We start from the raw sequence: 15,007 nt of genomic DNA on the forward strand, positions 1-15,007 counted from the left end.
GTGAGAAAAAGCCTTTTTACTAAGCTTATTTCAACTTATTTTGTAATTTTAGCCATTTCCTTTGGATTGGTTGCTATTTTTTTATCCCAGTGGTTTTATAATTACTCTGTGAATGAAAAAGCAAATACTTTAATAAAGCAAGGGGTTATATTAAATGAGATTGTATCAGATTATATTAATAAAAAAATAAATAAAGAAAAGCTTAACAATGAAATTACTATGTTAAGTAAACTCCTTGGTGCAAGGATTTGGGTTGTGGATAAATATGGATATATATATTCCTATGCCGGTGATAAAATAAATGATGATAAACAGCTTAATTATTTAGAGTTTCAAGAGGTTATAAATGGCAAAGTAATAGTTAAAAGGGATAGTTTTAAAGGTTTATTTTCAAGGCCTATGCTTACAGTTGGAGTTCCTGTTTATGTAAATGACAATGTTTTAAGCGTTGTGTTTTTGCATGCTCCCCTTGATGAGATAAAAGTTGCTTTAAAGAAGGTATATATTGTCATATGGCTTTCAGCGACTTTTGCTACAATTATTTCTATATTTATAATTTACTACATTTCTGAAAAAATATTGATAATTCCTTTAAGCAAGATAAATGAAACAGCTAAGGCTATTTCTAAAGGAGAGTTTGAAAAAAGGGTTGAAATTAATTCTGAAGATGAGATAGGAAAGCTTGCGGTTTCATTTAATTACATGGCAGATACTTTACAAAACTTGGAGAACATGAGAAGAAACTTTATAGCAAATGTATCCCATGAGTTGCGATCTCCAATGACTTCCATAAACGGATTTATATCTGGAATGCTGGATGGAACAATACCTCAAGATAAGTGGGTAAAGTATCTTTCCATAGTTCATGATGAAATAAAAAGGCTTATAAGGCTTATAAATGACCTTTTAGATCTTGCAAGTTTAGAGTCAGGAGAATTTTCTTTAAATATGGGTGTTTTTGATATAAATGAGCTTATAAGGCAAAGGATTATAAAGTTTGAAGATAAAATAAATAAGAAAAATATAAATGTTAATGTTGTTTTAATGGATAAAAAAATGCTAGTTAAAGGGGATAGGGATAGAATAGATCAAGTTTTAACAAATATAATAGATAATGCTATAAAGTTTGTTAATCAAGGTGGAAACATTGAAATTAAAACAGAAATAAAGGAAGATAGGCTTCTTGTTAGCATATTTAATGATGGTCCACCAATTCCTAAGGAAGATATTAAATATATTTGGGATAGATTTCACAAAGGAGATAAATCAAGAACAAAAGGTGGAGGAACAGGGCTTGGTTTATCTATAGTAAGACAGATAATAAATAAACACAATCAAACCATTTGGGTTGAGTCTGGAGAAAAGGGAACAAAGTTTACGTTTACTCTTGAAATAGTGTAATTTTTAATCTTTTTCAAATTTATTCATACAATTTTAAAAATTTAGGGGTAGAATAATAAAAAGGAGGTGTGAATATGGAATTTCATGAAAACAATTGGGGAAGTGGTATTAAATTTGTTGAAGAAAAGAGGCCTAAAAAGGCTTTTAGGCTTATTGGAATTATACTTTTAGTGTTTTTTTCAGCTTCTATAGGTGGAATTTTAGGTGGATACTATGTTAAGAAAAGCTATGAAGCAGGTTCAGGCATTAATATACCAAATTTAACTGAGCAGCAGAATGTATCTTCTATACCTAAAAATTCAGTAAATAAGGTTGTTGAGCTTGTAGGTCCAGCTGTTGTTGGAGTTAGTAATAATGTAAATACTATATTTTGGGGGAAGCAAAAGCAAGGAACAGGCTCGGGTATAATCTTTGATAAGAATGGATATATTGTTACAAATTATCATGTTATAGAAGGTGCAACGGATGTTACCGTCACTTTATCAGGAGGCAAAAAACTTCCTGCAAGGATTATTGGAGCTGATTATGAAACGGATATTGCAGTTTTGAAGGTGGATGCTACAAATCTTCCTACTGCTAAGTTTGGTGACTCTTCAAAGGTTAGAGTTGGGGATTTAGCTATTGCTATAGGAAATCCTTTAGGAGAAGAATTTGCAGGAAGCGTAACTGTTGGAGTTATAAGCGCTCTTAATAGAGAAATAACGGTTGAAGATAGAAGGTATAAGGTTATTCAAACAGATGCTTCTATAAACCCTGGAAATAGCGGTGGAGCTTTATGCAATGAAAAGGGAGAAGTAATAGGCATAAACACTTTAAAAATAGCATCGGCAGAAGGAATGGGATTTGCTATCCCTATAAATGAAGTTAAAAAAATAGTTGATGAGCTTTTAAAACATGGATATGTATCAAGACCATATATAGGAATAGCAGGAACCTTTATAGATAAAGAACAAGCAGAAGAATATGGAGTTCCAGTAGGAGTTGGAGTTCAAGAGGTTGTAAGAGGAAGTGGAGCAGAGCTTGCAGGAATAAGGCCAGGGGATATAATAGTTGAGTTTGATGGAAAAAAACTTACTAAATTTGAAGATTTGCAAGAGGCCAAAGAAAAGCATAGGGTTGGAGATGTTGTAAAAGCTAAAATTTGGAGAGATGGGCGTTATATTGAAGTTAAAATAAAACTTACAGAACAAATAAGATAGGCTGCATTAAGCAGCCATGTTTTTTTTGAAGAATTTGTGGTAATATTTAAAATGAAATTTTATAAAAGGGGTGGAAATATGTTTTTAGTAGTTGGTCTTGGAAATCCAGGAAGGGAGTATGAAAAAACAAGGCATAATGTTGGTTTTGAGGTTATAGATAGATTGGCTGAAAAGTTAGGCATTGAAGTTAATAGGATAAAGTTTAAGGGGCTTGTTGGTGAAGCTAGCGTTAATGGGAAAAAGGTTGTTTTATTAAAACCAACTACATTTATGAATTTAAGTGGAGAAAGCTTAATCGAAGCAGTTTCTTTTTATAAAGTAAATCTTGAAAACGTAATAGTTATATATGATGATGTGGATATAAATGTTGGGAGGCTCAGAATAAGAGGTAGTGGGAGTGATGGAGGACATAATGGAATGAAGAATATTATATATCATCTTAAGGATAACAAGTTTCCAAGGGTTAGAATAGGTATAGGAAAGCCAAAGGGGGATATGGTATCTCATGTTCTTGGTAGATTTTCGCAAGAAGAAGAGGCTTTGATAAAAAAGGTTGTAGATATTGCAGTAGAGGCGGTATTGGAAATAATAAACAATTCCCTTCAAAGTGCTATGAATAAGTATAATTCTTATGATGCAAGTTTAAAATAATAAGAGGGGGTGGAAGATTGAACTATAATGGGCTTTTGGAGGAGATTTTAAAATATAAGGAGTTCAGAGATTTACTTAATAATGCTGAAAATAAAATACCCTGCCAAGTTCATGGTCTTTCGGATTCCCAAAAGGCCCTTATTGCCTTTTGCCTTTTTTTGAAATTGAATAGGCAGATTTTTATATTATCTTACAATGATATAGAAGCCAAAAAATTATATGATGATATAAAAACGTTTACAGACGATTGTTATTATTTTCCTTATAAAGAAATGGTTTTAAATATAGATGTTGAATCCTTTGAGGTAAAATCAGAAAGAATTAAAATTTTAAAAAAGATTTTAAGTGGAGAAAAATTAATAGTTGTATCTACTATTGAATCTATTTTACCTATTATGCCTCCTTCTGATATTTTGAAAAACAATCAATTTGAAATTAAAGAAGGAATGGAATTAGAATCTTTAGAATTTTTATCTAAGCTTTATGAACTTGGATATGAAAGGACAGAAGTTGTTGAAGGAAAGGGGCAGTTTGCTCAAAGAGGGGGTATAATTGACGTATTTCCCATAAACTTAGAGCAGCCTATTAGAATAGAGTTTTTTGGAGATGAAATTGATACAATACGAAGTTTTGATCCTTTAAGTCAAAGGAGCATAAAAAGAATTGAAAAAGTCACCTTATATCCAGCAAGGGAGATTTTGCTTAATGATATTATTGTTAAAAAAGCTTATGAAGATATAAAAAAAGATTTTGAAGGTAAATTAAAAAGCTTTTCAAAAAAGAAAAAAGACGAGGCTAAGGTTTTGGAACATAAATTTAAAGAGCTTCTAGAAAAATTAGTTAATTTTAGATACTTTGAAGGAATGGATAGCTTTTTACCTTACTTTTATGATTTACAAAATAATATTTTAGACTATTTTATAGATCCTGTAATAATTTTAGATGAATCTTTAAGAATATCACAAAGGATTTTTGCAGCTTATGAAGATTTTCAAGAGATGTTTAAAACTATGCTTGAGAACGGTAATGTACTTCCAAAACAGGGAAATTACTTTTTACAACCGGAAGTTATAATATCTAAGTTAAAGCTTTTTCCCATTATCTCTTTAAATATGTTGCCAAGGGTAGTTGAAAATTTTAAACCTAAGTCTATAATAAATTTTAATTGCATATCTTTACCATCATATTCTAATAATATTCAAATGTTGATGGAGGAGTTTAAATTAAAGTTAAACAATGGCTATAAGATAATTATTTTTAGCCAAAATGAAGCAAAGGCATTAAGGTTTAAAAATTCCCTTAAGGAAGAAGGATTTAATGCCATATATAAGGAAAATTTAGATGAAATTAAAGAAGGATTTATAACGATTACGACGGGGACTTTAGCAAAAGGTATGGATTTCCCAGATATAAAACTTTTTATAGTATCCGATGGAGAGATGCATTCTTCTAAAAAACAAAGAAAAAAGATTAAAGATAAAAAAACAAAGAAAATAGATGTGTTTACGGATTTAAAAGTTGGAGATTATGTTGTTCATGAAATACATGGTATAGGAATATTTAAGGGAATAAGCGAGCTTGTTATAGAAGGAATAAAAAGAGATTATTTAGTTATACAATATCATGGAAATGATACCTTGTATGTTCCTGTTGAACAGCTTGATGTTGTTCAAAAATATATTGGAGCAGATGAAAAGCCTCCAAAGGTAAACAAGCTTGGAAGTTCAGACTGGATAAAAACTAAAAACAAAGTAAAAGAATCTTTAAAGGAAGTAGCTAAAGAGCTTATAGAGCTTTACGCAGAAAGAAGCAGAATAAAAGGATATGCTTTTTCACCTGATACTCCATGGCAAAAGCAATTTGAAGATGAATTTCCTTATCAAGAAACAGAAGATCAATTAAAGGCAATAGAAGAGATAAAAAGAGATATGGAAAGTCCAAAGCCTATGGATAGGCTTTTGTGTGGTGATGTTGGATATGGTAAAACAGAAGTTGCCATGAGGGCAGCTTTTAAAGCGGTTATGGATGGAAAACAAGTAGCTGTTTTAGTTCCAACTACAATCTTGGCTGAGCAGCATTTTAACACTTTTATTCAAAGATTTAAGGGTTTTCCAGTAAACATAGACATGCTAAGCAGATTTAAAAGCAGCGGTGAACAGAAAAAGACTTTAAAGGAGCTTGCTGCAGGAAACATAGATATAATAATAGGAACCCATAAACTTTTAAGTAAAGGGGTAAAATTTAAAGATTTGGGCTTGTTAATAATAGATGAGGAACAGAGATTTGGAGTAAGTCATAAAGAAAAAATAAAACTTATGAAAAGGAATGTAGATGTTTTAACTTTAACTGCAACACCAATTCCAAGGACTTTGCATATGTCGTTGATTGGGGTAAGGGATATGAGCATAATAGAAACGCCTCCGGAAGATAGATATCCTGTTCAGACATATGTTTTAGAATATAATGAGGTTATAGTAAGGGAGGCTATATTAAGGGAGCTATCAAGAGGTGGACAGGTGTTTTTTGTTTATAACAGAGTAGAAACTATTTTAGATATGCAAAGGGAAATATTAAAGCTTGTTCCTGAAGCAAGAATTATAATAGCTCATGGACAGATGAAGGAAGAAGAGTTAGAAGATGCCATAATAAGTTTTATAAACGGAGAAGCTGATATTTTGCTTTGTACTACAATAATAGAAACGGGAATTGATATGCCTAATGTAAATACCCTTATTGTTTATGATGCGGATAAAATGGGACTTTCACAACTTTATCAATTAAGAGGAAGAGTAGGAAGGTCTAATAGGATAGCCTATGCTTATTTTACCTATAGAAAGGATAAGGTGCTAACTGAAGCAGCGGAAAAAAGGCTAAAGGCTATAAAGGAGTTTACTGAATTTGGTTCTGGTTTTAAAATTGCAATGAGAGATCTTGAAATACGTGGAGCAGGAAGTTTATTTGGAACAAAGCAGCATGGCCATTTAGCTGCGGTTGGATATGATATGTATTGTAAGCTTTTAGATGAGGCTATAAAAGAATTAAAAGGAGAAGAGAAAGAAGAAGAATTTGAAACACAAATAGAACTTCAAGTAAGTGCATACATTCCAAGCAATTATATTGAAGATGAAGTTATAAAGATAGAGATATACAAAAAGATAGCATCAATAGATAGTCATGAGGATAGAATGGACATTATAGATGAGCTTATAGATAGGTTTGGAGATATTCCAAAGGTTGTAGATAATTTAATAAAAGTTTCTTATATTAAAAGTTTATCTAAAGGCTTAAAAATATTTAGTGTAAAACAAATTGATAAGGATGTGTTTTTACATTTTAAGGATGCTAGTTGTTTAAATGTAGAAGTAATTAGACAGATAAATAAGAAATACAATAATATAGTAAGTTTTCCCAGCACAAAGGAGCCCATATTAAAGATTAAAATACAGAAAAATAGTGAAGTTTTAGATACTTTAATGGATATTTTACAAGATTTTAAAAATTTGCAATATATTTAGAAATGTTTTATAATATTTTGAGAGTTTGATAAAGGAGAGGATAGATGTGAGGTTTAAAAAGTTATCCCTTGTATTATCTTTTATGTTTCTTTTAAATATATTTTCAGGTTGTGAGTTAATTTCAAAAACTGAAGAGGGAGAAAAGAAAACCGTTGTAGCTAAAGTAAATGGTGAAAAAATAACAAAAGGTGAGTTCCAAAAGTTGTTTGAAGCTAGGCTAGCTCAATATGAAATGATGTATGGGCAGGATTTTGCTCAGAAAAAGGAAAATGAAGAGCTTATAAAAAATTTAAAGGAAGATACTTTAGATGAAATGATTAATGAAAGAATAATACTTCAAAAAGCCAAGGAATTTAATATACAGCCTGATGAAAAAGATATAAATGAAAACTTGGATAAAATGTATAAACAAGCTGTAAGTCAAGCTGGTGGAGAGGATAAATTTAAAAAGACATTGGAAACATTTAAATTAACAGTTGATGACTATAAAAAATACATGACTAATAAAATAATAATTGAAAAGGTCTATGATAAAATAGTTAAAGATGTTAGCGTAAGCGATGATGAGCTTTTAAAGTACTATAATGAGCATATGTATGATTATACAGAGAAACCTAACAAGATGAATGTATCTCATATATTGGTTCAAACTGAAGATGAGGCAAAAAAAGTTCTTGAGGAATTAAAAAAGGGTGCTAAATTTGAGGATTTAGCTAAAAAATACAGCATTGATCCAGGTTCAAAGGATAAAGGAGGAAATCTTGGAGATATATATTATAATGATGATAGATATGATAAAACCTTTTTAACTAATGCTATTGCCCTTCCAGTTGGTAAAATAAGCCCAATAATTAAAACGCAATTTGGGTATCATATAATTAGAGTTAATAAAAAGGAAGAATACAAATTAAAACCATTTAAAGAGGTAAAAAACCAAATAAGGGAAATCGTATTGGAACAAAAGAAAACCAGCAAACTCAATGAGACCTTCCAAAAATGGAAGGAAGAATCAAATATAAAAAAGTATACAGATAGATTATGATCAAGGGAAAATTTCCCTTGATTTTTTTGGGATTTATTTGTATAATTATAAAAATAAATGCATAAAATTACTATGAGGTGATTTATATGAAATATGTTATTGAAAACAATTCAAGAAAGATTTTAAGAAGCAGTCAAAGATATATGCCAAATTCTTGCACATACTGTATGTATAAGTCAAGACCTTCCACTTTTCAATTTAATTGCTCGGTTTGTCATTTGAAGTTATTAAATAGTTTCAGGATTTCCTGAAACTTTTTTTTTGATAATTTTTTGGTATATTTTTTGAGAATTTGAGGAAATTATAAATAATAGAAGATAACACTAAGGAGGGATAAAATGAAGGCTACAGGAATTGTAAGAAGAATTGATGATTTAGGAAGAGTTGTAATACCAAAGGAAATAAGAAGAACTTTAAGGATTAGAGAAGGTGATCCTCTTGAAATATTTACAGATAGAGAAGGTGGAATAATACTTAAAAAATATTCTCCAATAGGTGAACTTAGTGAATTTGCAAAAGGATATGCAGAAGCATTACAGGGGCAGGTAAATAAGCCAGTTTTGATATGTGATAAGGATTCAATTATTGCTGTTGCTGGAGTTAATAAGAAGGAATATATAGACAAAAGAATAAGTGAGGACATAGAAAAAGTATTGGCAGAAAGAAAAACAGCTGTTTTTAATCAAAAAGAGGGAGGAAAAGCTTTTGCTCTTATAAAGGATGAAGAAGATGAAGCAAGTTATACAGCCCAAGTAATAGCTCCAATAATAGTAGAAGGGGAATCAATTGGTGCAGTTATTATAATGTCAAAGGAAGCAAATGTAACTATGGGAGAGCTAGAAAAGAAGCTTGCCGAAACTGCAGCGGCCTTTTTAAGCAAACAATTGATATCTTAAAAATATCATCCTCCTATTTCTTCGGCCATATAAACTTAGCTTTATGTGGCCGAATTTAAATGGGTTGGTAGTCTAATTTTACCAATCCATAAATATTTATTTATTGAAGATAGAAATAGGAGGATTTTTTATGTCTCGAAAAAACATAATAAAAGGGACAATACTTCTTGCTTTGGCAGGTATATTAGCAAAGTTTTTGGGGTTTTTCTTTAGAATTCCTCTTATATATTTGATTGGAGAAGAAGGAATAGGAATATATCAAATAATTTATCCTTTGTATACCTTTTTGCTTGCAATGTCCTCTGGAATTCCTATAGCAATTTCAAAAATGATTTCTGAAAGGTTAGCCATAAGAAAAAACAAAGAGGCAACTTTAATTTTTAAATCTGCGCTTTTTATAATGGTATTATTTGGGGCAGTATCAAGTTTTATTTTGATATTTTTTGCAAAGAATTTTATAAAAATATTTAATTGGAGCTTTAGGGTTTATTATTCTATATTAGCAATTTCATTAGCTCCTTTTTTTACTTGCATTTTATCGGTTTTTAGAGGGTATTTTCAGGGAATTCAAAATATGTTTCCTGTTGGTTTAAGTCAAATAGTAGAGCAGTTGACTAGGGTATTTTTTGGAGTTGGACTAGCTTATATTCTTTTGCCTTATGGCATTGAATTTGCAGCTTCAGGGGCTTCCCTTGGAGCTACTGTTGGTGGGTTAATAGGAGTTTTATTTTTGTTATTTTATTTTAGGAAAAATAAAATAAATTATTTTAAAGATGAAAATAGCAAAGGTACTTTTGCTCTTACTTTGGAAATCATTAAAACAGGACTTCCGATTTCTTTAGCCCAAACAATAGGTTCTATAATGGCTTTAATAGACTCTGCTTTGGTGGTTGGGCTTTTGAAATCTTCAGGATACGATGATAGTATGGCAACAGCTTTATATGGACAGCTTACAGGAAAGGCTTTTGTTCTTATAAATGTTCCTTTAACTTTATCAATGGCTATAGCTCAAAGCACTGTTCCTGCTGTGGCGGAAAGTCATGCTTTAAAAAGCAATTTTAAATTAAAAAATAATATAAATATGGCTTATAAGATGGCTATGATGCTTGCCCTTCCTTCCTGTGCAGGTCTTTATGTACTTGCAAGGCCTATTTTGGGATTAATATTTCATACAGACAGTGGATGGGAAGTTTTACAGATACTTTCTGTTGCTGCATTTTTTATAATATTAGCTCAGACTTCTACAAGCGTTTTAAATGGCATTGGAAAAACTTATTTGCCGTTTTTTGTAATATTGTTAGGTTCGCTGGTCAAGATATTTTTTTCTTATTTGTTGATTCCAACAAGATTAAATATTTTAGGGGCTGCATACAGCACGTTGATAGCTTACTTTGTAATTTCAATGGTTGATATTATTTTGGTTATAAAATATACTAATGTTATGGTAAACCTTAGGGACTCTGTGATAAATCCTCTTTTAAGTACTTTAGTTATGATGATAGGTGTTATTTGTATATATATATTTTTAAACTTATATTTAAACTCAAAATTAACTACTGTTTTTTCAATTTTAAGTGGAATTCTTATATATTTTACACTATTAAATATTACAAACACATTTAGTTTAAAGGATATAAAAAGAGTTATAAAAGGTTAACGTGAGGTGAATTTACAAATGATAAAAATAGTAGGATTAGGTCCTGGTTCTGTAGATGATTTAACTTTAAAGACTATAGAAACCTTAAAAAATAGTAGTAAAGTATTTTTAAGAACTTACAAACATCCTAATGTGTGGTATTTAAAGGAGCTTGGAATTAAATTTGAAACCTTTGATATTTTTTATGACGAAGGAAGAGATTTTGATGAAGTTTATGAAAAAATAGCAAGAAGAATAATAGAAGAAAGGGATTGTGTTTACGCAGTTCCTGGGCATCCTTTAGTTGCCGAAAAGTCTGTAGAACTTATATTAAAATATTCAAAGGAAAATAACATAGAGGTTGAAGTAATTCCTGCTTTAAGCTTTATTGATGCTGTATTTAATGTCCTCAAGATAGATCCTTCTTGTGGATTTAAACTTATTGATGGACTTATGTTAGGGGATCAAGTTCCAGATTTGAATACTTCTAATGTAATAACTCAAGTTTATAATAAATTTGTGGCGGGAGAAATAAAAATAAAGCTTATGGAATATTATGATGATGAGCAGGAAGTATATGTAGTAAGGGCAGCAGGAGTTAAAGATCTAGAAAGAATTGAAAAGGTAAAGCTTTATGAAATCGACAGGTTGGATTTTATTGACTATTTGACCACGTTGTATATACCTCCTGTTAAAGAAAAAAAGAGAAAAGATTTTAATGATTTGATTAATTTAGTAGAAATGTTAAGATCTCCAAAGGGATGTCCTTGGGATAGAGAACAGACCCATGAAAGTTTAAAAAGATATCTTATAGAAGAATGTTATGAAATAATAGAATCTATTGATAAAAAAGATTATGATGGATTATGTGAAGAGCTTGGAGATGTTTTGCTTCATGTAGTATTCCATTCTCAAATAGCTAAAGAAAATGAATATTTTGATATATGGGATGTAACAGATGGAATAGTAAGAAAGATGATAAAAAGACATCCCCATGTTTTTGGTGATAAAAGGATACAAACAGCTGAGGATGTGGTTGAGATATGGGAAAAAAATAAGATGAAGGAGAAAAATGTTAAAAGCTATACAGAAAACTTAAAAAAGATTCCTATTGTATTGCCTGCCCTTTTAAGAAGTCTAAAAGTTCAAGAAAAGGCATCAGAGGTAGGATTTGATTGGGATAACGTAGAGGATGCTTTAAATAAGATAAAAGAAGAGTTTGAGGAACTTTTGAAGGTATATAAAACTAAAGATAATGATAAAATATTAGAAGAAATAGGAGATCTTTTGTTTGCAGTAGTAAATGTTGCAAGGTTTTTAAATGTAAATCCTGAGGAAGCCTTGAATCGTACTACTAGCAAGTTTATAAATAGATTTGAGTATATAGAAAAAAATGCTTATAAGTTCAACAAAAGCTTAGCAGAGTTAAATTTAGAAGAAATGGATAAGCTTTGGGAAGAATCAAAGAAATTTGAGGAATAATATTAAAAAAATATTAAGATTAGAAGGATTTTTTGATTTTGTGAAGAATAATAAAAACATGATATAATTTAGCTGCATCCTACTTAAAATAAATTTTCTAAGGAGGGAAAATAATGAACAAGGCAGATTTAATTTCAATGATGGCAGAAAAAAGTGGTTTAACAAAGAAGGATGCTGAAAAAGCATTAAAGGCTTTCATGGATAGCGTTCAAGAAGCTCTTGCTAGAAATGAAAAGGTTCAACTTGTTGGTTTTGGAACATTTGAAGTAAGAGAAAGAGGAGAAAGAAAAGGTAGAAATCCAAAGACTATGGAAGAAATTATAATCCCAGCTACAAAGGTTCCTGTATTTAAGGCAGGAAAGGAATTAAGAGAAAACGTAAATAAGTAAAAAATCAGGTTTTTTAACCTGATTTTTTTTTGAAAGGAAGGACATGATGAGGCTTGATAAATTTTTAAAGGTTTCAAGGATAATCAAGAGAAGGACTGTTGCAAAAGAAGTTTGTGATATGGGAAAAGTTTTAGTAAATGGTAAAGTAGCAAAACCAGGAACTGCTTTAAAGGTTGGGGATATTATAGAAATACAGTATGCAACAGGAAGTGTAAAGGCTGAGGTTTTAAGCCTCAAAGAGCATGTTACAAAAGAAGATGCAAGGAATATGTATAAGATAATTAGTGGAAAAGAAATTGAATAATTATCAACAATTTGTGGATAAGTGTGTTGATAATTTGTGATAAATTTGTTGATTTTAGTTTAAAAGGTTGTGATTTATTCCTTATTTGTTGTGGATAACATAAGGAATAAAGTATATATCCCCTTCATATAGTTTAATATGGAGGGGATATTTTTATGGAAAATAAAATGATAAAAGAACACAAAATCTATATAGATAATAGGGGCAAGATAGATATAAGTGGAGTTAATGCGATTTATACATTTAATGATGAACAAGTCAGTTTATCTACTGTAATGGGAAATCTTTTAATTAGGGGTAAGGACTTGAAGGTTAACAAATTAAATGTTGATAGTGGAGATGTATCTATAGTTGGGCAAATAAACTCTTTAAGTTATACTTCTAAAGACGAAGGTAAAAATGAAAATCTTTTAAAGAAGCTTTTTAGGTGATATGATATGGTTTTAGATATCAATATTCAATTTATGTATTTTTTTTCTAACATTTTATGTGGTATAATAATAGGATTTTTATTTGACACATATAGAATTATTAGGGGATTTAAAAATCCTAATAAGACTTTAACTGCAATTTCGGACTTATTGTTTTGGATATTTTCTGCTCTTTTAACGTTTATTTTTATGCTTTTAACCAATAATGTAAATATTAGATATTATACTTTTATAGCTTTTATTATAGGACTGTATTTATACTTTAAGCTTATTTCTAAACCTTTTTTAGGTTCTTTAAGATTTGTAATTTATTATATTATGAAATCTTTTAGATTTTTATTTAGAATGATTTTAATGTTTTTAAGACTTATTAGGGTTTTTTATTTAAATTTAGGGTATTATGTCAGGAAATTTATAGGATTAGTTTTTATAAAACAGCAGGAAAATTGAAATCTTCGTAGAATTTATTATGTAGTAAGTTTAAGAGGGGATGCATATGAAGAAAATAGAGAAGCTTTTTTATTTGTTTTTTTTAATATTTTTCTTGTCTATATTTATAAAACAACAGGCTATTATGTTTAGGTTAAAAAAAGATTACAGGCATTACAGCCAGCAGCTTGAGAAGGTTAAGTTTATTAATGCTCAACTAAAGGAAGAGCTTAAACAGGTTCAAAAAGATTCTTATATTGAAACTTTAGCAAGGGAAAAGTTGGGGCTTATAAAACCAGGTGAGATTTTATTTATAGATAAAAATAAAAGGAAGACAAATTGACTAAAATTATATTATTTTGTATAATAATATCATTAAAATATATTAAGGAGGAAGTCTTTTAACATGACCTTAAAGGTAGGTACTATTTTAGAAGGAACTGTTGTAAACATTACAAATTTTGGTGCTTTTGTCGATGTAGAAGGAAAAACAGGTTTAGTTCACATTAGCGAGGTGGCTGATACTTACGTAAAAGACATAAGACAACATCTAAAAGAAAAGGACAAGGTAAAGGTTAAGATTATTGCAATTGATGAGCAAGGAAAGATAAGTTTATCAATAAGGCAAGCTATGCCAAAGAGTTCAAGACCGGTTGAAATTGACTGGCAGGGTGAGAGGAACAAAAACAGTGGACTTTCTTTTGAGGAGAGACTTGCAAAATTCTTAAAAGAAAGCGAGGAGAGAATTCAGGACTTAAAACATAGAGAAGGCAGAAGATATGGAACTGCATCAAGAAGATAATTATAAAGGGTATTTTACCACACGGTAAAATACCCTTTTGTAAAAAATAAAAATTTCTATAAAAAATTTTAAAAAAGGTGTTGACGAAATCAAAATAGTGTTATATAATCAATAATGTCGATGCGAGGTGCACGAAAGAACGCCGGAGTGGCGGAACAGGCAGACGCACAGGACTTAAAATCCTGTGGTCCGAAAGGACCGTACCGGTTCGACCCCGGTCTCCGGCACCAACGTCGCGGGGTGGAGCAGTTGGTAGCTCGTCGGGCTCATAACCCGAAGGTCGAAGGTTCAAGTCCTTCCCCCGCAACCAAATATGGCGGCGTAGCTCAGTTGGCCAGAGCAATCGGTTCATACCCGATGTGTCAGCGGTTCGAATCCGTTCGCCGCCACCATCTATGTAGAGGGTAAAAGCACCCACGAAAAACTTCGTGGGTGCTTTTGTTATTTGTCCTAAAATACATTAGTTTTTTGCGGTTCTATGTCAATAGTTGGGGTGGGCAAATTATTCAGATGCCCGCCCTTGCTAATTTCCAAGGAGTTTTTATGTAATTGAGATTAATTTAAGCAAAAGCTTTAAAAATGGGCATGACAAAAAGGCCAATCAAAGGTTGGCTTTTATAAAAGCTCAGCGTATTGTTTATTTTTGCACGTAGTTTGGTATAGGTTTAAGAAGAAAACCTTTAAAGACTGACTTAGGTCGACTAAGGTTTTCTTCTTAAATTTTTTGCGCGAGGCCGTTAAAAATTGTTGTAGATTTAATAGTTTAACAAGTTTATACACAACAATGAAGAATTCGATTTCTAAACCTTTCAAAGTTCCTAAATCCGAAG

Annotated in this window: 14 protein-coding genes and 3 tRNA genes; all 17 read left to right on the forward strand. The window is 30.7% G+C overall.

Annotated elements, in window-relative coordinates:
- The 17 genes from C4R78_RS05100 (at position 1) to C4R78_RS05180 (ending at position 14,569) form a co-directional block, all read left to right on the forward strand.
- Positions 1–1,401 carry a HAMP domain-containing sensor histidine kinase gene (locus tag C4R78_RS05100; RefSeq protein WP_103896018.1) on the forward strand — a complete coding sequence of 467 codons (1,401 nt, stop codon included), beginning with the start codon at positions 1–3 and terminating at the stop codon, positions 1,399–1,401.
- A 74-nt stretch (positions 1,402–1,475) separates the two neighbouring features.
- Positions 1,476–2,600, forward strand: coding sequence for a S1C family serine protease (locus tag C4R78_RS05105; protein ID WP_103896019.1), 1,125 nt, complete (start codon positions 1,476–1,478; stop codon positions 2,598–2,600).
- Positions 2,601–2,678: 78 nt separating this feature from the next.
- Positions 2,679–3,251: an aminoacyl-tRNA hydrolase gene (gene pth, locus C4R78_RS05110; protein WP_103896020.1), complete on the forward strand. Its 573-nt coding sequence runs from the start codon at positions 2,679–2,681 to the stop codon at positions 3,249–3,251.
- 17 nt (positions 3,252–3,268) lie between these two features.
- Positions 3,269–6,766 (forward strand): transcription-repair coupling factor, encoded by a 3,498-nt coding sequence (gene mfd, locus C4R78_RS05115; protein ID WP_103896021.1) that lies wholly within the window; start codon positions 3,269–3,271, stop codon positions 6,764–6,766.
- Positions 6,767–6,812: 46 nt separating this feature from the next.
- The gene (locus C4R78_RS05120; RefSeq protein ID WP_103896022.1) at positions 6,813–7,808 is read left to right on the forward strand and encodes a peptidylprolyl isomerase; all 996 of its coding nucleotides are present in this window, start codon (positions 6,813–6,815) and stop codon (positions 7,806–7,808) included.
- A gap of 338 nt (positions 7,809–8,146) precedes the next feature.
- Positions 8,147–8,704, forward strand: coding sequence for a stage V sporulation protein T (spoVT, locus tag C4R78_RS05125; RefSeq protein WP_103896023.1), 558 nt, complete (start codon positions 8,147–8,149; stop codon positions 8,702–8,704).
- A 130-nt stretch (positions 8,705–8,834) separates the two neighbouring features.
- The gene (locus C4R78_RS05130; protein WP_103896024.1) at positions 8,835–10,361 is read left to right on the forward strand and encodes a putative polysaccharide biosynthesis protein; all 1,527 of its coding nucleotides are present in this window, start codon (positions 8,835–8,837) and stop codon (positions 10,359–10,361) included.
- An 18-nt stretch (positions 10,362–10,379) separates the two neighbouring features.
- The gene (gene yabN / locus C4R78_RS05135; protein ID WP_103896025.1) at positions 10,380–11,822 is read left to right on the forward strand and encodes a bifunctional methyltransferase/pyrophosphohydrolase YabN; all 1,443 of its coding nucleotides are present in this window, start codon (positions 10,380–10,382) and stop codon (positions 11,820–11,822) included.
- A 113-nt stretch (positions 11,823–11,935) separates the two neighbouring features.
- Positions 11,936–12,211 carry an HU family DNA-binding protein gene (locus tag C4R78_RS05140; RefSeq protein ID WP_103896026.1) on the forward strand — a complete coding sequence of 92 codons (276 nt, stop codon included), beginning with the start codon at positions 11,936–11,938 and terminating at the stop codon, positions 12,209–12,211.
- A gap of 46 nt (positions 12,212–12,257) precedes the next feature.
- The gene (locus C4R78_RS05145; RefSeq protein ID WP_103896027.1) at positions 12,258–12,515 is read left to right on the forward strand and encodes an RNA-binding S4 domain-containing protein; all 258 of its coding nucleotides are present in this window, start codon (positions 12,258–12,260) and stop codon (positions 12,513–12,515) included.
- Between the two features lie 155 nt (positions 12,516–12,670).
- Entirely contained in the window at positions 12,671–12,946 is a 276-nt protein-coding gene (gene yabP / locus C4R78_RS05150; RefSeq protein ID WP_103896028.1) for a sporulation protein YabP, read from the forward strand.
- Between the two features lie 6 nt (positions 12,947–12,952).
- The gene (gene yabQ, locus C4R78_RS05155) at positions 12,953–13,396 is read left to right on the forward strand and encodes a spore cortex biosynthesis protein YabQ (RefSeq protein ID WP_103896029.1); all 444 of its coding nucleotides are present in this window, start codon (positions 12,953–12,955) and stop codon (positions 13,394–13,396) included.
- A gap of 46 nt (positions 13,397–13,442) precedes the next feature.
- A complete protein-coding gene (locus tag C4R78_RS05160) occupies positions 13,443–13,718 on the forward strand; it encodes an FtsB family cell division protein (RefSeq protein WP_159945829.1) in 276 nt (91 codons plus the stop codon).
- Positions 13,719–13,781: 63 nt separating this feature from the next.
- On the forward strand, positions 13,782–14,177 hold the full coding sequence (locus C4R78_RS05165) for a S1 domain-containing RNA-binding protein (RefSeq protein WP_103896031.1): 396 nt from the start codon (positions 13,782–13,784) through the stop codon (positions 14,175–14,177).
- Between the two features lie 141 nt (positions 14,178–14,318).
- A tRNA-Leu gene (locus C4R78_RS05170) sits at positions 14,319–14,407 on the forward strand.
- A gap of 4 nt (positions 14,408–14,411) precedes the next feature.
- Positions 14,412–14,487 (forward strand) — tRNA-Met (locus tag C4R78_RS05175).
- 5 nt (positions 14,488–14,492) lie between these two features.
- Positions 14,493–14,569: transfer RNA gene (locus C4R78_RS05180), tRNA-Met, on the forward strand.
- The last annotated feature ends 438 nt before the right edge of the window (positions 14,570–15,007 follow it).

It is taken from the genome of Caloramator fervidus (assembly GCF_900108045.1).
GTDB lineage: Bacteria > Bacillota > Clostridia > Clostridiales > Caloramatoraceae > Caloramator > Caloramator fervidus.

What these genes read in the sequence shown, in the direction of transcription:
- C4R78_RS05105 (WP_103896019.1), top strand. Translation starts at nt 1,476, where the DNA reads ATGGAATTTCATGAAAACAATTGGGGAAGTGGTATTAAATTTGTTGAA.
- pth (WP_103896020.1), top strand. Translation starts at nt 2,679, where the DNA reads ATGTTTTTAGTAGTTGGTCTTGGAAATCCAGGAAGGGAGTATGAAAAA.
- spoVT (WP_103896023.1), top strand. Translation starts at nt 8,147, where the DNA reads ATGAAGGCTACAGGAATTGTAAGAAGAATTGATGATTTAGGAAGAGTT.
- C4R78_RS05130 (WP_103896024.1), top strand. Translation starts at nt 8,835, where the DNA reads ATGTCTCGAAAAAACATAATAAAAGGGACAATACTTCTTGCTTTGGCA.
- yabN (WP_103896025.1), top strand. Translation starts at nt 10,380, where the DNA reads ATGATAAAAATAGTAGGATTAGGTCCTGGTTCTGTAGATGATTTAACT.
- C4R78_RS05140 (WP_103896026.1), top strand. Translation starts at nt 11,936, where the DNA reads ATGAACAAGGCAGATTTAATTTCAATGATGGCAGAAAAAAGTGGTTTA.
- C4R78_RS05145 (WP_103896027.1), top strand. Translation starts at nt 12,258, where the DNA reads ATGAGGCTTGATAAATTTTTAAAGGTTTCAAGGATAATCAAGAGAAGG.
- yabP (WP_103896028.1), top strand. Translation starts at nt 12,671, where the DNA reads ATGGAAAATAAAATGATAAAAGAACACAAAATCTATATAGATAATAGG.
- yabQ (WP_103896029.1), top strand. Translation starts at nt 12,953, where the DNA reads ATGGTTTTAGATATCAATATTCAATTTATGTATTTTTTTTCTAACATT.
- C4R78_RS05160 (WP_159945829.1), top strand. Translation starts at nt 13,443, where the DNA reads ATGAAGAAAATAGAGAAGCTTTTTTATTTGTTTTTTTTAATATTTTTC.
- C4R78_RS05165 (WP_103896031.1), top strand. Translation starts at nt 13,782, where the DNA reads ATGACCTTAAAGGTAGGTACTATTTTAGAAGGAACTGTTGTAAACATT.